At 57.7% G+C, this 17,450-nt stretch carries 17 protein-coding genes; 14 read left to right on the plus strand and 3 right to left on the minus strand.

From position 1 onward, the window contains the following. Positions 1 to 5: 5 nt before the first annotated feature. From QC816_RS12630 to QC816_RS12670, 9 genes are read left to right on the plus strand one after another with little or no spacing between them, the layout of a single operon-like run. The gene (locus QC816_RS12630; RefSeq protein WP_085917341.1) at positions 6 to 758 is read left to right on the plus strand and encodes an aspartate/glutamate racemase family protein; all 753 of its coding nucleotides are present in this window, start codon (positions 6 to 8) and stop codon (positions 756 to 758) included. Next, on the plus strand, positions 755 to 1,207 hold the full coding sequence (locus QC816_RS12635) for a DUF3830 family protein (protein WP_199285011.1): 453 nt from the start codon (positions 755 to 757) through the stop codon (positions 1,205 to 1,207). Before QC816_RS12630 ends, QC816_RS12635 begins: the two co-directional genes overlap by 4 nt. Further along, on the plus strand, positions 1,204 to 1,935 hold the full coding sequence (locus QC816_RS12640; protein ID WP_268900856.1) for a maleate cis-trans isomerase family protein: 732 nt from the start codon (positions 1,204 to 1,206) through the stop codon (positions 1,933 to 1,935). The genes QC816_RS12635 and QC816_RS12640 overlap by 4 nt, the downstream gene beginning before the upstream one ends. Continuing rightward, positions 1,932 to 3,383 carry a dihydropyrimidinase gene (gene hydA, locus QC816_RS12645; RefSeq protein WP_264826582.1) on the plus strand — a complete coding sequence of 484 codons (1,452 nt, stop codon included), beginning with the start codon at positions 1,932 to 1,934 and terminating at the stop codon, positions 3,381 to 3,383. Before QC816_RS12640 ends, hydA begins: the two co-directional genes overlap by 4 nt. Next, positions 3,371 to 3,859, plus strand: coding sequence for a tripartite tricarboxylate transporter TctB family protein (locus tag QC816_RS12650; protein ID WP_264826584.1), 489 nt, complete (start codon positions 3,371 to 3,373; stop codon positions 3,857 to 3,859). The genes hydA and QC816_RS12650 overlap by 13 nt, the downstream gene beginning before the upstream one ends. Further along, the gene (locus QC816_RS12655; protein WP_199285014.1) at positions 3,856 to 5,406 is read left to right on the plus strand and encodes a tripartite tricarboxylate transporter permease; all 1,551 of its coding nucleotides are present in this window, start codon (positions 3,856 to 3,858) and stop codon (positions 5,404 to 5,406) included. The genes QC816_RS12650 and QC816_RS12655 overlap by 4 nt, the downstream gene beginning before the upstream one ends. Next, a complete protein-coding gene (locus tag QC816_RS12660; protein WP_085917346.1) occupies positions 5,403 to 6,371 on the plus strand; it encodes a tripartite tricarboxylate transporter substrate binding protein in 969 nt (322 codons plus the stop codon). Before QC816_RS12655 ends, QC816_RS12660 begins: the two co-directional genes overlap by 4 nt. Positions 6,372 to 6,429: 58 nt before the next feature. Then, positions 6,430 to 7,938, plus strand: a complete 1,509-nt coding sequence (locus QC816_RS12665; RefSeq protein WP_309782649.1) for an amidohydrolase family protein — start codon at positions 6,430 to 6,432, stop codon at positions 7,936 to 7,938. Beyond that, positions 7,935 to 8,423: a YgjV family protein gene (locus QC816_RS12670; RefSeq protein WP_199285016.1), complete on the plus strand. Its 489-nt coding sequence runs from the start codon at positions 7,935 to 7,937 to the stop codon at positions 8,421 to 8,423. Before QC816_RS12665 ends, QC816_RS12670 begins: the two co-directional genes overlap by 4 nt. 20 nt (positions 8,424 to 8,443) lie before the next feature. Here the strand turns inward: QC816_RS12670 and QC816_RS12675 are convergent, their stop codons facing one another. The 3 genes from QC816_RS12675 to QC816_RS12685 all read right to left on the minus strand — a co-directional run bounded on the left by QC816_RS12675 (position 8,444) and on the right by QC816_RS12685 (position 12,450). Next, positions 8,444 to 9,808 (minus strand): sensor domain-containing diguanylate cyclase, encoded by a 1,365-nt coding sequence (locus QC816_RS12675; protein WP_309782653.1) that lies wholly within the window; start codon positions 9,806 to 9,808, stop codon positions 8,444 to 8,446. 366 nt (positions 9,809 to 10,174) lie between these two features. Then, on the minus strand, positions 10,175 to 11,299 hold the full coding sequence (locus QC816_RS12680; protein ID WP_309782655.1) for an RNA-guided endonuclease InsQ/TnpB family protein: 1,125 nt from the start codon (positions 11,297 to 11,299) through the stop codon (positions 10,175 to 10,177). A 116-nt stretch (positions 11,300 to 11,415) separates the two neighbouring features. Then, a complete protein-coding gene (locus tag QC816_RS12685) occupies positions 11,416 to 12,450 on the minus strand; it encodes a LacI family DNA-binding transcriptional regulator (protein WP_233337381.1) in 1,035 nt (344 codons plus the stop codon). 151 nt (positions 12,451 to 12,601) lie between these two features. Between QC816_RS12685 and ltnD the strand changes: the two genes are divergently transcribed. The 5 genes from ltnD to denD are packed head-to-tail and all read left to right on the plus strand — an operon-like array spanning position 12,602 to position 17,357. Continuing rightward, positions 12,602 to 13,549: an L-threonate dehydrogenase gene (gene ltnD / locus QC816_RS12690; protein ID WP_176243615.1), complete on the plus strand. Its 948-nt coding sequence runs from the start codon at positions 12,602 to 12,604 to the stop codon at positions 13,547 to 13,549. Between the two features lie 3 nt (positions 13,550 to 13,552). Further along, positions 13,553 to 14,848, plus strand: coding sequence for a 3-oxo-tetronate kinase (otnK, locus tag QC816_RS12695; protein WP_309782657.1), 1,296 nt, complete (start codon positions 13,553 to 13,555; stop codon positions 14,846 to 14,848). Continuing rightward, positions 14,845 to 15,492: a 3-oxo-tetronate 4-phosphate decarboxylase gene (gene otnC, locus QC816_RS12700; RefSeq protein WP_085917354.1), complete on the plus strand. Its 648-nt coding sequence runs from the start codon at positions 14,845 to 14,847 to the stop codon at positions 15,490 to 15,492. The genes otnK and otnC overlap by 4 nt, the downstream gene beginning before the upstream one ends. A 54-nt stretch (positions 15,493 to 15,546) precedes the next feature. Then, a complete protein-coding gene (otnI, locus tag QC816_RS12705; protein WP_085917355.1) occupies positions 15,547 to 16,344 on the plus strand; it encodes a 2-oxo-tetronate isomerase in 798 nt (265 codons plus the stop codon). Positions 16,345 to 16,394: 50 nt separating this feature from the next. Continuing rightward, positions 16,395 to 17,357: a D-erythronate dehydrogenase gene (gene denD, locus QC816_RS12710; RefSeq protein ID WP_199285021.1), complete on the plus strand. Its 963-nt coding sequence runs from the start codon at positions 16,395 to 16,397 to the stop codon at positions 17,355 to 17,357. Positions 17,358 to 17,450 lie beyond the last annotated feature (93 nt).

Here is a 17,450-nt window from a genome sequence, read left to right on the forward strand (position 1 = left end):
GCCTGATGAAGCTTTTGATTGTCAATCCCAATACGTCTCACAGTGTTACCGAACTGATTGGTAATGAAGCCAGGCGCAGCGCATCGCCTGACACCGAGCTGACATTGCGCACCGCGACGTTCGGCGTGGCTTATATCGAGACGCGGGCGGAATCGGCGATCGGTGCCTACGCCGTCATGAACGAGCTGGCCGAGCATTATCAGGGTCACGATGCTGCCCTGGTCGCGGCCTTTGGGGATCCCGGCCTGGAGGCTGCCCGGGAAATGCTGCCGATCCCGGTCGTCGGGCTGACGGAGAGTGCTCTCATGAGTGCCGCGATGCTCGGTGGCCGCATCGGGATTGTGGCCATCTCCCGCCGTATTCGCACCTGGTACAGCGAAACCGTCGATCGTTACGGCATGGCGTCACGGCTGGCGGGTATCCGTTGCCTGGACGAGCCCCTGCATGACATTGGCGCCGTGCAACAGGAGAAAAGTGAGCAGCTGGTGGCGCTATGCCAGGCAGCCGTGCATGAAGATGGCGCAGATGTGCTGATCATTGCCGGCGCGCCGTTGGCCGGTCTGGCGCGCCAGGTAGAAAGCCATATTCCTGTGCCGATCGTTGATGGGGTGAGCTGCGCGGTTCGCCAGGCCGAACTGCTCACGCGGCTGAATCCGCGCCCCGCAGAGGCAGGCAGCTATGCGGCACCGCCGACCAAGCCTTGTCAGGGCCTCTCGAGCGCTTTGGCGGCGCTGGTGGGGCGCGAGTCGATGTCATGAGCCATTCCATTTATCAACTTCGCATGAGCAGCCGAGAACTGAGCTTTATCGCCGAGACGCACCCTGACGCGCCATGCAGTGTCGATGCCCTGTTACGCCTGTTGCCCTGGCAAACGCAGATGGTGCATGTGCGGTGGAGTGGGGAAGGGGTTTGGGTGCCGCTTGGCGATAATGACTTTCAACTCCCCTGGGAAACGCCCACCCGCTATCCGGCCGTCGGCGATGTGCTGTTTTACCCCGGTGGCTACAGCGAGACCGAGATTCTAATGGCGTACGGTCCCTGTGCGTTTGCCAGCAAGCTTGGACCGATTGCTGGCAACCATGTCATGACGATCATCAAGGGCATCGAACAGTTGCCGGAACTCGGTCGTCGCTGCCTCTGGGAAGGGGCGCAGCCGTTGACGGTGACGCTTCTCGAATCCTCTGTCCATCAGGAAACCACACCATGACCCGTATCCGCTTCGGGGTGCTGACGCCTTCGTCGAATACTGCGTTGGAGCCGCTTACTTCTGCCATGTTGAGTCAGCTGCCCGACGTAAGTGCCCACTTTTCCCGGTTTACCGTCACCCAAATCGCCCTGAGTCAGCAGGCGCTTGGTCAGTTTGATAACCAAAACGTGCTCGTGGCGGCGGGCATGCTCGCCGACGCCCGCGTCAACGTGGTCGGCTGGAGTGGAACCTCTGCTGGCTGGCTGGGGTTTGACCATGACGTCACGCTCTGTCGACGCATCAAGGAAGAAACCGGCATTCCGGCAACCACGTCGATGCTGGCCCTCAACGAGATTCTCGAGACCTATGAACTGCAGCGCTTCGGGCTGGTGACGCCCTATACCGGCGACGTGCAGACCCGAATTCGCTCCAATTACCGCGATGCTGGTTTCGAGGTGGTCGCCGAGGACCATCTCGGCATCAGTGAGAACTTTGCTTATGCCGAGGTCTCGCCGGAGACCCTCACGGCACAGGTCAGGCGAGTGGCCGAGGCTGGCGCGCCAGCCATTGTGGTCGCGTGTACCAATTTGTATTCCGCGCATCTGGTCCCTCAGTGGGAGGCTGAATTTGGGGTGCCGGTGCTCGATACCACCGCCACCGTGGTGTGGAAAATGCTGCAAATGACGGGGCAGGGCAGCGTTCCCGTGTCTGGCTGGGGCCGACTGATGCAAGGAGAACTGGACCAATGAATGATTTTGATAAGGTGATTCGTCATGCTCGCTGCGCCACGGCGGCGGATGTCTTTGAAGCCGACATCGGTATTCGTGACGGCATTATCGTGGCGTTGGGCAAGGGGTTGGCGGCCGGTCGGGAGGAGATCGATGCCGCCGGCCGGTGGGTCTTGCCCGGTGGCATCGATGGCCATTGTCATTTGGATCAGCCGACATCAGACGGCTCTCGCATGGCCGATGATTTTCTGACGGGCACTCGCTCGGCCGCCTGTGGTGGTACCACGACGGTGTTTCCTTTTGCGCTGCAGAAGAAGGGGCAGAGCCTGAGGTCAGCGGTAGACGACTACCATCGACGCGCTGAGGGAAAGGCCTGCATCGACTATGCCTTTCACCTGATCGTGACTGACCCGTCTCCTGAGGTGTTAGGGGTCGAACTGCCTGCGCTGATTCGTGAGGGTTACACCTCTTTCAAGATCTACATGACCTACGACGATCTGAAACTGGCTGACCGGGAGATCATTGATGTGCTGGCTGTCGCTCGAGAAAACGGCGCCATGGTCATGGTGCATGCCGAGAATGCGGACTGCATTGCCTGGTTGACCGAGCGGCTTCTGGCTCAGGGGCATACGGCACCACGCTATCATGCCGAGGCACGTCCCATGCTGGTCGAGCGTGAAGCCGCGCACCGGGCCATTGCCTATGCCGAGTTGGTCGATGTGCCGATTTTGATCGTCCATGTGTCCGGCCGTGAGGCCGTTGAGCAGGTGCGCTGGGCGCATAGTCATGGCCTGCGGATCTATGCCGAGACCTGTCCGCAATACCTGTTTCTGACGGCGGATGACCTGGGGATCACGGATGACGAGACGCATGGCGCCAAGTGTATCTGCAGCCCCCCACCCCGGGATCGCGCCAACCAGCAAGTGGTCTGGGACGGTCTCGAGAGTGGGGTCTTTCAGGTGTTTTCCTCTGATCATGCCCCCTTCACCTTTGCCGGCCCCGAGGGCAAGTTTGCCGCAGGCAACGATGCCAGCTTTGATCGTATTCCCAACGGCATTCCGGGGTTGGAAACCCGCATGGCGCTCCTTTTCAGCCATGGCGTCGAGACCGGTCGTCTGTCTATTCAGCAGTTCGTGGCCCTGACGGCCACGAACGTGGCACGCATGTACGGCCTTTATCCGCGTAAAGGCTCGATTGCGGTGGGCGCGGATGCGGATCTTGTGATTTGGGATACCGGGCTTGACCGCAAGATCCGTAATAATGACCTGCATCACGCGGTGGATTACACCCCCTATGAAGGTATTCCGGTGAGTGCCTGGCCAGCTACCACGCTGTGCCGCGGTGAGGTGGTGTGGCGCGATGGTGCCTATGCGGGGGTGGCAGGCCGTGGGCAATTCCTGCGCTGTGATTTGCCGGAACCGGCACGCCCCAAACCCAGACCCGCAGGTGGCAGCCCATGGTCGACCTGATGAACACGGTACTTTCGCGTCGCTCCACTCGGCTTCTTGAAACGCTGATGGGGTTAGGAACACTTGCCGCCGGGCTGGTCTTCCTTCGCATTGTGCATGCCCCGACGGCTCCCTACGGTGATCCTGGTTATATTGGCTCGGCTGCCTTCTTTCCTGGACTGATGGCGCTTCTGGTCGCGGCCCTTGGCGTTGTGCTGATGCTGATGGCTTGGCGACCTCAACCGCCAACACCCATCAAAACCGGGAGAACGTCCCGCGCGCTGTCGGCTTACGTTTTGATGGTCGTTGTGGCCATCGGACTGCCGTGGTTTGGAATCTGGCTGACCAGCATGCTGGCAGTTCCGCTGCTGGCGTTGCTGTTTGGCGAGCGGCGCTGGTACATCCTGTTGATACTTGCGATTGTGCCGCCAGTGCTTGTTATCCACCTCTTCGAGGGCGTGATGGGAATCTACTTCCCCCGAGGAGGCTGGCTGTGATCGATTTTTCGATTCTCCAGCAGGGCTTGGCCATGCTGGCATCGCCATGGACTTTCCTGGCTCTATCGGGAGGGTTGGCGGGAGGCATCCTGATCGGCGCATTACCAGGGCTTACGGCGACCATGGCGGTCGCCGTCCTGGCGCCTTTTACGTTTTTCATGGATGCCACCATTGGCATACCGTTCTTGCTCGGGATCTATAAAGGGGCCATCTACGGTGGGTCGATCCCCGCCATTTTGGTTAATACCCCGGGGACGGCAGCTGCGGCGGCCTCGGCGCGAGACGGCTATGCACTGACGCTGCAGGGTAAGTCCCGCAAGGCGTTGGAGTTGAGTCTGTTCAGCTCTGTCGTGGCCGATCTTATGGCGACACTGGTTTTGATTGTGGTGGCGATTCCGCTGGCATCGATCGCCATTCGCTTTGGTTCACCTGAATTCGCACTGCTCTATCTCATTGCCCTCACCATGATTGCAACCGTGAGCGGCGGGAACGCAGCCAAGGGGTTAGCGGCGGCCGGCTTGGGTCTGCTGGTGGCGTGTATCGGGCTGGATCCAATGTCTGGCTATCAGCGGTTTACCTTTGGCAATACCGATCTGCTGGCGGGAGTCTCACTGATTCCCTTGATGATCGGCATGTTCGCGCTCAGTGAGATATTGATGCAGCTGACGCATCCACCAGAAGGTCAACAAACGGCTGGCGACGTTGAGCATGGTGGAGAGCGGCTACGTTGGGCTGAATTCTGGGTATTGCGGCCGACGATTCTGCGTTCGACCTCACTAGGCACCTTTCTCGGTTCGCTGCCGGGCCTAGGCGCTGAAATTGCCTGCTGGATCGCCTATGGTCTGGCGCGGGGCCGCTCCCGTGAGCCCGAGCGCTTTGGTGAAGGATCGCTTGAAGGCCTTGCCGCTGCCGAAGCGGGTAATAATGCCGTGGTCCCTTCAGCGCTCATCCCCATGACCGTTTTCGGTATTCCAGGCGACACCATTACCGCCGTGCTTATCGGTGCCCTCATGGCTCAGGGAATGATGCCAGGCCCACTGCTGATACAGCAAAACCCCGGTTTTCTGTTTGGTCTTTTTATGGTGCTTTTGGTGACCAACCTCCTGTTGTTGGTGTTCGGCCTGTTCGCCATTCGCTGGCTAAAGCAGGTGACGCGTATCCCGCACGCTGTGCTCTATCCCTGTGTTTTGCTGCTCTGCGTTTGTGGTGCTTATGCCGTCAATTCGAGCACTTTTGATCTTCTGATTCTGGTGTTTGGGGGTGGGGCGGGGTACCTGATGCGCCGTACCGGCTTTCCCATCGCGCCATTGATCATCGGTTTGTTGCTGGGCCCGGGTTTCGAGAGTGCATTACGTCAATCCCTGGTGTTCTCCAACGGTAGTCTGGCGATCTTTTGGTCACGCCCGATCAGTCTTGTTCTTCTCTGTCTTCTGGTCTTGGTCATTGCCTTTCTGGCATGGCGAGGGCTGAAGCCCAAGGGCGCCACTCTCAGGCTCCCATGGTCCCGTCGCAAGAAGCCACATAACGCCAACGGAGGCGACTCATGAACCATAAAACTCTTCCTCTCACACTTTTATCGGCATCCCTGGCTGCTGCCAGTCTCACTGCTGCCAGTACGGTGCTGGCACAAGAGAGCCACCTTCCCGATGAACCGATTCGTTTTGTCACCCCGTATCCTGCCGGAGGGTCCCACTCACTTCATGCCGGCATCATCACGGCCGTAGGCGAGGAGTTTCTTGGGCGCTCGCTCATCTCGGTGATTCGCGGTGGCGGCGGCGGGGCAGTGGCCGCCGCAGAAGTGGCCGGTAGCACGCCCGATGGCACCATGCTGCTGTTCGGCGATCCTACCATCAACTCGCTACGGCCTCAGGTAGAAGATCTGCCCTATGAAATGGATGACTTCGTGCCTGTCGCGCGCATCAACTATAGCCCCGCTATCTTTGTGACCACGCCGGAGCAGCCCTTCCAGACCATTGGTGAACTGGTTGAGCATGCGGGTGATCATCCTGATGAAGTGATTTATAGCTCCGACAACCGCAACGGCTTTACCTATACGGTGTTCGAGATGCTGAAAGGCGCCGCCGATGTTGAGATGCGCGGTGTGGAATTGGGCGGTGGCGGCCCAGCTGTGACCCAATTGTTGGGGGGCAATACCATGGCCTATGCTGGCGCGCCCAGTGTCGTCGGTGAACATTTGGAAGCGGGCACGCTAACGGGTCTGTGTGTGACCGATATCGAGCGCCAGGAGGCTTATCCGGATATCCCGACGTGCCAGGAAGAGGGCTATGATGTTGTCTTTCAGTTCTGGCGTGGCGTGATGGCGCCGGCGGGTACGCCCGACGAGGTAGTGGCCGAGCTTAGCGATGGCTTCGAGCGCATGACCCAGAACGAAGGGTTCCTGCGGCTGATCAGCCAGATTGGCTCTGATATCCAGTTTCAAGGACACGAAGCGTTCGCCGAGTCGCTGGCTGCCGAGCAGGCTGCCCTGCGCGAGGCCTATCTGGGCGAGTGATCTATCATACTAGGGAGACAGCCGATGCCCCCTAACGGGGGCATCGGCTGTAGGTGCTATGACCAAACTGACATTGCTGGGGCTTAGGGCGCTGGCCGAAGATGGACTTCATGTGCTTCCAGCGCCTGTCGATATCGTTATTGAAAACGGCGAGATACGCGACGTTCGCCCAACGGGCAGCGCCCCACCTGAAGGTGAGCCCGTAGATGCCCGGCATACGTTCGCAGTACCGGGGTTTCTCAATGGCCATCATCATTCCCATGAAAACTTTCATAAGGGGCGTTACGATCGTTTGCCGCTTGAGCTTTGGATGAATTATGTGCGTCCAGCTAAGCCGTTGCCGCTCACCGCTGAAGATGTCTACCTGCGGACCTTGGTGGGCGCCAGTCAGGCGCTGCTCTCGGGCACCACCTGCATCGTCGATGACTTCAACGCCTCGCCGGTGCTGCATCCAGAACATATCGAGGCGGCGATGTCAGCCTATGAGGACATTGGCATCCGCGCATTGCTGGGACCGACGCTTTTTGATGTTCCTTTCCATCAGAGTGTGCCCTTCATCCACGAGGAGTGTAGCGACGACACGTTGGCCAGTTTGGCAACCGTCAAGGCCACGCCTCCCTCCGAGTACCTGCGTTTTGTTGAAGAGCTCGCGGCGACTCGCCATCCAGATGTAAACCGGGTTGGCGTCCTGCTGGCGCCTTCAGCACCGCAGCGCTGTAGCGATGGTTTTCTGCGCCAGGTGCGCGAACTTGCCGACGCTACCCAATTACCGGTAATCATCCACGTTCAAGAGACGCGCCTACAGGCCGCTTCCGCCTGGCATGAACGCGGGAAAACCCTGTTTCAGCACCTTGACGATCTGGGGTTTCTGGCACCCGGTACGTCCTTGATTCACGCCGTTTGGCTGACGCCTGACGACATTGCACGTATTGCCAGAAGCGGTGCCAGTGTTCAGCACAACCCTAATAGCAACTTGAAGCTGGGCTCTGGGCTCATGCCGATGCGTGCCTTGCTGGATGCAGGCGTCAATGTGAGCCTGGGAACAGATGGCTGTGGCTCCCTAGAGTCCACCGACATGTTGCGAGTTGTATCCAACACGGCCTTGATACATAAGTTACGCGGCAACGACTACAAACGTTGGATTGGCGCCGAAGAGGCACTTTATGCCGCCACGCAGGGCGGCGCCAAAGCCCTTGGCATGGAAGGCCGGCTAGGACGGATTGCACCAGGTCAGCGCGCCGATCTGGTGCTCTATCGTCTGGATGGTCCCGCTTTTACGCCGCTTAATGATCCTCTACGTCAGCTGGTGTTTGGTGAGAGTGGTGCGAGTATCGATTCGGTCTTTGTGGAAGGTGAACGCGTTGTGGCGGATGGCCAACTGACGCGGCTTGATCAGCGCGCCATTTCTCGGCGGATCGAGCAGGCAATGACACGACTGAGACCTGCCATTGGCGAGGCAGAAAAACAGACAGAAAGGCTTCGTCCCGCCTACGAGCGTATCTGGTCACGCTGCCAGTCCCTTCCTTTAGCACCTGGCACCTTGTCGGCTCGACTGGACGATGTGTGAGCGAGGCATGGTTTTGGGCTCAGGGTGTCGGCGGCTTGGCTGCTTTAGCGGGTATTCTGGCGTTCCAGTGTAGACAAGATGTGAGAATGCTCTTGCTTCTGTCTGGCTCCTGCCTGGTATGGAGTCTGCATTTCATGCTGCTGGCTCAGCCCACGGCCGCTCTGCTCAATCTGATCACCGCGGTACGTAACCTGGTGGGTATTCGATATCGAGGCGCTTGGTTGGCTGCCCTTTTCATCGGGCTATATCTTATTTCAGGTGGGCTAAGCTGGCAGAGCAGTTGGGATTTTTTGCCAGTCTTTGCCGTCATCATAGGGAGTATGGGGATTTTCTTTCTTCACGGCTTACCCAGGCGTAGCGCTTTGTTATTAGGGAGTGTTCTCTGGTTGGTTTTTAATCTGCAGGCTGGGTCAGTGCCTGGTGTTATGGTGATGGGGGCTGACGCAGTATCTAACATGTATCGTATGGCTCGCTGGAAGAAGTGAATCATAATAGGATCATGTGGTTATTGATCTATATTCCGCTTTGGTCTGTAGATTCCAACGTCGTTATGGGGACGCGCATTTGATCCGGAATGCAAAGGCCCACTCATCGAGGCCGTCTGCTCATCAAGCACCATATTCCGGCCACGATCCTTGGCCTCATAGAGCAGTTGGTCAGATCGTTTTAGCAGCTCTTCGACAGACGCAATATCCTCGGACATTTCCAACACGCCACCACTGATGGCGACAATAAAAGGTGTATGGTCATGGCCAAGAAACTCGGCCTGATTGACCATCTGTCGAAGGGTTTCCGCAATCTGGGTGGCTTCCTTCTCGGTGGTGTTAGGCAAAATGACAAGAAATTCCTCGCCGCCGGTGCGAGCTACAATATCTGTGGTTCTTAATCGATCTGCCATCAATCCGGCGATTTTGGACAATACGTTGTCACCCACCAAATGGCCGTGATGATCATTGATTTTCTTAAAATGATCGACATCAAGGCTGATCAGTGAGAAAGGCGACTGATACCGCTGGTAAAGCTCCATGGCGTCGTTGAGGGCCTGCGTCAGGTAGCGCCGATTAAACAACCCTGTCAATTCATCCGTAATGGACAGGCGAGCCAGTGTATTTTCCAATTGTTTCTGGTCATCAATGTTTACCAACATGCCATGCCAGACGAGCTTGCCAAAGGGGTCTTGGATGGGCCGCGCAACCGCCCGGAACCATTGTTCGGCGCCATCTATTACCATTCGAAATTGACAGGACGCCTCCGATAAAGACCTGTAACAGTTTTGCACGGTAGCATGGACTTCTGACGAGTCGAGTGGATGAACGCTATCGAAGAAAGCCGAGGCATCTTCCTCAATGGCTGTACAAGTGATGCCAAAATAGGCGTACGAACGTTCACTGACATAAGTGAAACGCAGGGCGTCCGGTGAGTCCATTTCAAACGAGAAGAGTATTCCAGGCACGGAGGCCGCGAGATGGGTGAAGTGCTGTTGGGATTCCTGCTCGCTGGAAACGTCGATATGCGTCCCCATCATCCATTCGGTGGGGGTGCCGTCTGCCTGTTTTACCAGCATGCCACGGTCCTTAATCCAGCACCAACTACCGTCCTTGCGTCGAACTCGGCACAGGCATTCATAAAAAGGGATTTTGTTGTCCAGATGCTGACCGATCAATTCATAAGAGCGCTTCAGGTCGTCGGGGTGGCAAAGCTGGTTCCAGGTTTCAATGGAAAGCGGTTGAATCTCATCCAGGGTGAAGCCCAGCATGGTCGCCCACCGCTCATTTAAAACCACGTCCCCGGTTCTGATATTCCATTCCCAGGTGCCAGCTCGTGTGCCGTCTATAATGGCCTTCAAACGTAATTCGGCTGAAAGATTCACGGTGAACTCTCCTCCTTTTGACGCCATAAGCGTCTGATGCTTTTGCCTGGAGAAAAACGTTCCGGTCCATCATCGCCCTTTGAAATCATGTGTTTTTCCGGTCTGCGTTTGGCTAAGCCACTGCGTTGCCTCAGGTTCTTGTTCATTCTTGGACAGTTATTGCCCTGATCGGCCCCTGCTGCCTGTAAGAGAGCAACGTTAAAACGCCCAGTCAGTGTTAAGTTCAATGAATTCACTAAGCCCAAATATAATTTCATCGTTGAGCTTTGCTGACACTCCCCGCCCGCCGCGCTTCGCGCTTTGGGCGAGGGTTCTGAGGTCACCCACAGAACCTTCCTGCTTCTACACGCCTTCACTAGACAGCGGCTAGACCGCTGTCCCCGCTCCAGTCGCTCCACAGGCTAACCCCGCCAGTCCGGCGGTTCGAATATTGTTAGCTGCGTTGATGTCGCGGTCGATGGGGTTACCGCAACTGCCACAGCGCCAATGGCGCTGCGAGAGCGGCAATTTTTCCACCTTGTGGCCGCAGCCATGGCATAGTTTGCTGCTGGGGAACCACTGGCTGACCCTGACCAACTGCCGACCTGCCCAGGCGGCCTTGTACTCAAGCTGGCGGACAAACTCTCCCCAGCCTGCATCGCTGATGGCCTTGGCCAAGGAGCGGTTCTTGATCATACCGATGATGCTCAACGACTCGATGCACAGCACTTGGTTTTCGTTAACGAGTGCGCGTGTCGCTTTGTGGAGAGCATCGCGGCGGCAGTCCACGATCTTGGCATGCAGCTTCGCCACTTTCTGACGCTGTTTGTTTCGGTTGTTCGAGCCTTTCTGCTTTTTCGCCAATCGGCGCTGCAAGTAGGCCAGCTTGGCTTCATAACGTTTCAGATGGCGCGGATTGCCCAATTTTACGCCGTCGCTGGTGATGAACAGGTCAGCCAGGCCAAGGTCAATACCTACCGTCTTTGACGTGACTGGCAGCGTCTCGGGATCGAACGCGCACAAGCAGCTGATGAAATAGCGTCCGGCGCGGTCTTTCGAAATCGTGATACTGGAGGGTGCGCTGGACAGCGGGCGACTCCAGCGGATCGGCAATGGTGCCGTGGTCTTAGCGATGGTGATCTCGCCATCCCGATAACGAAAGGCGGCCTTGGTCAATCGGATCGACTGCCGACCGTTCTTGCGCTTGAAGCGCGGATACCGCGCTTTGAGCTTGGGGTTGTTGAAGTTATCGAAGGCGGCTTTTTGATCGCGCAGCGTCTGCTGCAAAATCACGCTCGATACTTCCTTGAGCCACGAAAACTCAGCCTTCAAGCCCACCAGGCGCCTTTCAGCCGCTGAGTGCGATACCGACTCGCCAAGCAGCTGATACGCCTCAGTGCGATAAGCCAAGGTGTTGTTCCAGACAAAACGAGCACAACCGAACGACTGCGCCAGCAATGCCGCTTGCTCGGGGGTGGGATAAAATCGCTCTTTGTAGGCACGCTTTGTCATACTGGAAAAATATCAGGGGTTTGGACCTAAATCAACCTGGCACCGCGTTGCGGTGCGCGCTTATATCACCGCCCGATTGGGCGATGCTTTATGCGCTGTTTGGTAAAAAAGCTGGATTAAGTGCTCTCACCCAGTTGAAGCTTGAAACCGACATCATGCTGACGGCGGACAACATTTTTACCGCTTAGCCGACGGATCAGCTCTTTGGCGGCTAAACGGCCCATTTCTTCCCGGGGGGACAGGATCGTGGTCAGTTGGGGAGTGACGTGCTGTCCAAGCGGCAGGCCATTGAATCCGGCAATAGCGATATCCTTGGGGATGTTAAGCCCCCGGCGTTGGGCAGCAAGCAGTGCGCCGGCCGCAAGGTCATCGTTGGCGAAATGAATGGCTTTAGTCTTGGGATGTCGAGCAAACACCTGGTCAAGGCTCTCGGAGCCAGCCTTTAGACTTCCCAGGGTGTCGAGTTCGACCAGTGGCGCGTCAATGCCATTGGCTTGCAACACCGCTTTATGCCCTTCATAACGCATGCTGGCCCGGTAATCCTGCGCGAGTTGTGCGCCCACATAAACAATATCCCGATAGCCTTTATCCACCAGGTGGCTGGCCATACAGCGGCCTGCAGCGACGTGATCGAGACCGACATTAAGGTCCATGCCTTTGCCCAATTCCATCACTTCCATGATGGGGTGATCCCAGTTCGCCAGCAGTTTATGACAGGCCTTGTTATGGCGAAGTCCGGCAGTGACCAATGCCGAGCAGGACCAGCCCAGGAAGGTGCGCACTAACTGATACTCGCGATCCAGGTCGTAGTCGGTATTACCCAGCAGTATCTGATAGCCCTCGGCTTCCAGCGTTTCCTGTAACCCCTTGATGACTTCAACAAACACGCTATTGATCAGTGACGGCACGATGACGGCAATCAACCGTGAACGAGAAGAGGCCAGGCTCCCGGCGACCAGATTAGGCACGTAGCCCAGGCGTTCCACGGCCTCTAAAACGTTGCGTCGGGTTGTGTCGCTAACCTTGGCCGGGTTGTTGAGTGCTCTCGATGCCGTAATCGGCGATACGCCTGCCGATTTGGCGACTTGGGTGAGCGTGATCTGGTCGGAGTGGCGTCGATTTTTAGCGGTATGTAAGGGATCTTTAGACATTGGTTGTATGGACCTGATGTTTAGCTTGTCAATGTAAAAATAATAATCTAAAAAGAATGATAGCGCTATCATGACAGCGCTATCATACGCCTTGAAATGACGGGCGATTTAATAAATAGCACCGTGTTGATGGCAACCAACGCAACAAAAATTGAGGTGGCAGCCAGTGAGTCAAGACAATAAACAATCACTTCAAGTAGGCGTTATTGGCCTGGGCGCCATGGGGATGGGAACCGCCTCCACCTTGCACCAGCAGGGCTTTAACGTGACCGGGTGTGATATTTCCGCTCAGGCGCGCGATGCCTTTGCGGCAGCAGGCGGGCAAAGCGTGGCAACCCCTGCTGAACTTGCTCATTGCCATATTGTGTTGGTGGTTGTCGTTAACGGGGCGCAGGCGGAACAAGTGCTGTTCGGTGAACAGGGTGTGGTAAGCCACCTGGCGCCGGGTAGCCTGATCATCCAGTGTGCAACGGTGGCGCCCAGCCAGGCAAAACAGCTTGGTGAACGTTTGTCGGCCGCGGGCTTGATGCTCCTCGATGCGCCAATTAGCGGCGGTGCCGCTAAAGCCAAAAGCGGCGAACTATCAGTGATGGCGTCCGGGGCTGAGGAGGCTTTTACCTATGGCCAGTCAGTGCTCGACGCCATGGCCGCCAAGGTGTACCGCCTTGGCGATGCCCCAGGAGTGGGTTCCAGCATGAAGCTGGTCAATCAACTCTTGGCAGGCGTGCATATTGCCACCGCGGCTGAAGCGATGGCGCTGGGGATTCGCATGGGGCTCGACCCCGACGTTATTTACGAGGTGATTACCCACTCGGCAGGCAATTCCTGGATGTTCGAAAACCGGGTGCCGCATATTCTGAGTGGCGACTACACGCCGCTTTCGGCCGTGGACATCTTCGTTAAAGATCTCAATATCGTGCATCAAACCGGACGCGAACTATCGCTATCAACGCCGGTCGCCGCCAGTGCGCTGCAGCAGTTTACTGCTGCCAGCGGTGCCGGTTTCGGTCGCGAAGATGATTCGTCGGTAATTAAAGTTTATCAGCGGTTATCGGGTATCACATTGCCAGAAGCCGCCAACGACAACCAGGGAGCCTGAACAATGGGGATGGGATCTAGCATCGTATTGGGCGCCATTGCCGATGACTTCACTGGGGCTACCGACCTTGCCAATAACCTGGTGCGTGGCGGCATGCGCTGCCTGCAGGTGATCGGTGTGCCGCAGGAGGACATTGACCTGACGCATATTGATGCGGTGGTGGTAGCGCTGAAGTCCCGTTCCTGCCCGGTGGATGAGGCCGTGGCCGACTCCCTCGCGGCGCTGGACTGGCTCCGCGGGCAGGGGGCCCGCCAGGTGTTCTTCAAGTACTGCTCCACGTTCGATTCCACCGACCAGGGCAACATCGGCCCGGTCGCTGATGCGCTGCTTGATGCGTTGGGCGCGTCTCAAACCGTCATGGTGCCCGCCTTCCCGGTTAACGGCCGTACGGTCTATCAGGGGCATCTGTTTGTGGGTGATCGATTGCTCAACGACAGCGGCATGCAGAACCACCCATTGAACCCCATGCAGGATGCGGATCTGGTGCGGGTGCTCTCGCGGCAAACATCGCACCCCGTGGGGCTAGCCAACCGCGCGGTGCTCGCCCGGGGCGCTGACGCAACGCGTAAGCATTTATCTGCGCTTGCCGACGAGGATGTGCGTCATGTGATTTGCGATTCCCTGGACGAAAAGGACCTGGATGTCCTCGCTGAAGCGACCGTTCTGATGCCCTTGGTCACTGGCGGCTCTGGTCTGGGTCAGGCGTTGCCTGCCCAGTATCGGGCCCATGGCTGGCTGGATACTATCAATGAACCAGGGCGTTTATCCCCCGCCGCGGGAAGTGCACTGGTGCTTTCCGGCAGTTGTTCCCGTGCCACGCTCGCCCAGGTGGAGGATTTTCTGACCAAACACCCCGATGGTGGCTTTGCGCTTGACCCGTTGGCGTTGGCTGAAGGAGGGCAGCAGGAAAAGGCATTGGCCTTTGCTCGGCAACGGTTGTCTCAAGAAGCCCCCATACTGATCTATGCCTCGGCTGTGCCTGAAAAGGTCAATGCAGCGCAGCAAGCGCTGGGCGTTGCGCGCGCCGGTGCGCTGGTAGAAGAGGCGCTCAGCCAGTTGGCGGTCACTCTGGTCAAGGAGGGGGTTGGCCGGTTGCTGGTCGCCGGGGGCGAAACGTCAGGTGCCGTGGTATCGGCGTTGGGCATTACGGCCTTGCACATTGGCGAGCAGATCGACCCCGGCGTGCCCTGGACCCAGGCCCCGCTATACGGGCGTGAGGCACCGCTCTCAATGGCGCTGAAGTCAGGCAACTTTGGCGGCGTCGACTTCTTCACAAGAGCGTTCGAGGTGCTGGCATGAGCCTTCACGACCAGAACATCCTGCGGGATCAGATCAGCCTCCTGGGCAAGTCATTGTTTGATCGCGGCCTGACGATGGGATCCAGCGGCAACATCAGCGTCCGCCTGGATGATGGTGGCTGGCTCATGACCCCCACTAACGCCTGCTTGGGTCGACTGGATCCAGCGCGCATTTCGCACCTGGATGACAAGGGCCAGTTGCTGGGTGGCGATAAGCCCACCAAAGAACAGTTCCTCCATATGGCGATGTATGCTGAGCGGCCTCAGTCAGGGGCGATTGTGCATCTGCACTCCACCCACTCGGTCGCCGTTTCGTGTCTGCCTGAAATAGACCAATGCGATTGTATTCCGCCGCTCACTGCTTATTACGTGATGCGGGTCGGGAAGCTGCCGCTCGTGCCCTACCACATGCCGGGGGACCCAAAGCTTGGCGACGCGGTTCGTGGCCTGGCGGGTAAACACAGCGCGGTGCTTCTGGCCAACCATGGGCCGGTGGTGGCGGGGAAAAACCTTGATGCCGCTGTGTATGCCACCGAAGAGCTGGAAGAGACGGCCAAGCTCTACCTGCTGTTACGCGGCCAGAATCCCCGGGGGCTGACGCCGGAGCAGGTGGCGGATCTGGAAGCTAAATTCCCGCGGGATTAGAAGCTGTTGACGTATCGCTATCAATTAACACGCATCAAGAACAAGAGCACCGCTATGATTCGATTGGCTGCCAACCTCAGCATGCTGTTTAACGAATACAGCTTTATGGACCGCTTTTCCGCGGCTGGAAAGGCGGGCTTTAAAGGCGTCGAGTATCTGTTTCCTTATGCGTTTTCTCGTGAAGAATTGCGCCAGGCATTGCACGAATGCCAGTTGGAGCAGGTGCTGTTCAACCTGCCGCCTGGCGATTGGGAGGCGGGTGAAAGAGGTCTGGCAAGCTTGCCGGGGCGCGAAGCCGAGTTTCGTGACTCGGTGGTTGAAGCGCTGCGTTACGCCGAAACCCTCAACTGCCCGCGCGTCCATGCCATGGCCGGTTTACTCCCGGAAGGCGCTGATGCCGCTACTCAGGCTGAGCATCATGCCACCTACGTACGCAACCTTCGCTTTGCAGCGGGTGAGGCCGCCAAAGTGGGGCGAGAAGTGCTCATCGAGCCGATCAATACGCGTGATATGCCGGGCTTTTTTCTATCTCGCCAGGCCCAGGCCATGGCCGTCATAAAAGAGGTAGGCGCGGAAAATGTAAAGCTCCAGTTTGATCTTTATCACTGCCAAATCATGGACGGCGACTTGATCCGCCACCTTGAACGTCAGTTCAGCGCCATCGGCCATATTCAAGTCGCAGGGGTGCCGGAGCGCCACGAGCCGGATGTGGGTGAAGTCCACTATCCCGCTATTTTTGACCGTTTGAGTGCATTGGGCTATCGCGGCTGGATTGGTTGTGAGTATCGACCACGCGCCGATACCCGCGCGGGTCTAGGCTGGGGCGAACCGTGGGGGCTGACGGGTCACTGACAGGGTTTAACGTAAATGAACAACAATCGCCGTCTATCAGGAGCAAAAAGATGCATATAGCCATTACGGGTGCGGCAGGTTTTCTCGGCCAGCGTTTGGTACATCAACTGCTCGCGCGTGGTGAGCTTCGCCAGCAGCCCATCACACGGTTAACGCTGATTGACCAGGTGGAAGCGCCGCAGCCCGAAGCCGGCAATGTCGCGGTGACGCCCATGGCGCTGGATATTACCGAGCCGGGCGCACTGGATCGCGTTTTTGAGCAACGCCCGGATGTTATCTACCACCTGGCAGCCGTTGTGAGTTCGGCGGCCGAAGCGGATTTTGACCTGGGGCTAAGGGTCAATTTCGATGCGACCCGTGCGCTGTTGGAAGCTTGCCGCCAGCGGGAACTGAGTGATACCCGCTTGATCATGGCCAGCTCGGTAGCGGCTTACGGCGGAGACTTGCCCGAGGTGCTGGATGATATGACGGCGCTTCACCCGCAAAACTCTTACGGCGCTCAGAAAGCCATGTCGGAGTTGTTGGTCAATGATTATAGCCGCCGAGGATTGGTCGACGGTCTTGTGCTGCGCCTGCCGACGATTGTCATTCGGCCTGGGCGGCCGAATGCGGCTGCGTCCAGCTTTGCTTCCAGTATCTTACGCGAACCACTGAATGGCGAAGAGGCGATCTGCCCGGTGCCGGTGGAACTGCCCATGTTCGTGATGTCGCCGGGTAAGGTCGTCGATGCGCTTGTCCACGGTGCAGAGGTTCCGGGTGAGGCGCTGGGCACTTTTCGGGCGTTCATGTTGCCGGGCATTACCATCACGGTGGCAGAAATGCTGGAAGCGCTGCGCGACGCAGCAGGAGAGAAAGCCTTTTCATTAGTACGCCATGAGCCCGACCCGCGCATTGAAGCCATTGTGGCAAGCTGGCCGGCGCGCTTTGACACGGCAAAAGCCAAACAGCTTGGCTTTGTAGGTGATGAAAATTTCAAACAGATTATTGATGCGTTCGTGACTGAACGCGCTTGAGTTCCTACGCGGCTAACCGCCGTAGGTAATTGCCTGGGCCAAGTTCGCACATGTGGCGATGGGCCCAAAAAACCCACCCTCAAAATAACAAAA

Source organism: Vreelandella janggokensis (genome assembly GCF_031451615.1).
GTDB lineage: Bacteria > Pseudomonadota > Gammaproteobacteria > Pseudomonadales > Halomonadaceae > Vreelandella > Vreelandella janggokensis.

Excerpts from the sequence above, each read along its gene's own strand:
- QC816_RS12630 (WP_085917341.1), top strand. The coding sequence starts at position 6 with ATGAAGCTTTTGATTGTCAATCCCAATACGTCTCACAGTGTTACCGAA.
- QC816_RS12635 (WP_199285011.1), top strand. The coding sequence starts at position 755 with ATGAGCCATTCCATTTATCAACTTCGCATGAGCAGCCGAGAACTGAGC.
- QC816_RS12640 (WP_268900856.1), top strand. The coding sequence starts at position 1,204 with ATGACCCGTATCCGCTTCGGGGTGCTGACGCCTTCGTCGAATACTGCG.
- hydA (WP_264826582.1), top strand. The coding sequence starts at position 1,932 with ATGAATGATTTTGATAAGGTGATTCGTCATGCTCGCTGCGCCACGGCG.
- QC816_RS12650 (WP_264826584.1), top strand. The coding sequence starts at position 3,371 with ATGGTCGACCTGATGAACACGGTACTTTCGCGTCGCTCCACTCGGCTT.
- QC816_RS12660 (WP_085917346.1), top strand. The coding sequence starts at position 5,403 with ATGAACCATAAAACTCTTCCTCTCACACTTTTATCGGCATCCCTGGCT.
- QC816_RS12665 (WP_309782649.1), top strand. The coding sequence starts at position 6,430 with ATGACCAAACTGACATTGCTGGGGCTTAGGGCGCTGGCCGAAGATGGA.
- QC816_RS12680 (WP_309782655.1), bottom strand. The coding sequence starts at position 11,299 with ATGACAAAGCGTGCCTACAAAGAGCGATTTTATCCCACCCCCGAGCAA.
- QC816_RS12685 (WP_233337381.1), bottom strand. The coding sequence starts at position 12,450 with ATGTCTAAAGATCCCTTACATACCGCTAAAAATCGACGCCACTCCGAC.
- otnK (WP_309782657.1), top strand. The coding sequence starts at position 13,553 with ATGGGGATGGGATCTAGCATCGTATTGGGCGCCATTGCCGATGACTTC.
- otnC (WP_085917354.1), top strand. The coding sequence starts at position 14,845 with ATGAGCCTTCACGACCAGAACATCCTGCGGGATCAGATCAGCCTCCTG.
- otnI (WP_085917355.1), top strand. The coding sequence starts at position 15,547 with ATGATTCGATTGGCTGCCAACCTCAGCATGCTGTTTAACGAATACAGC.
- denD (WP_199285021.1), top strand. The coding sequence starts at position 16,395 with ATGCATATAGCCATTACGGGTGCGGCAGGTTTTCTCGGCCAGCGTTTG.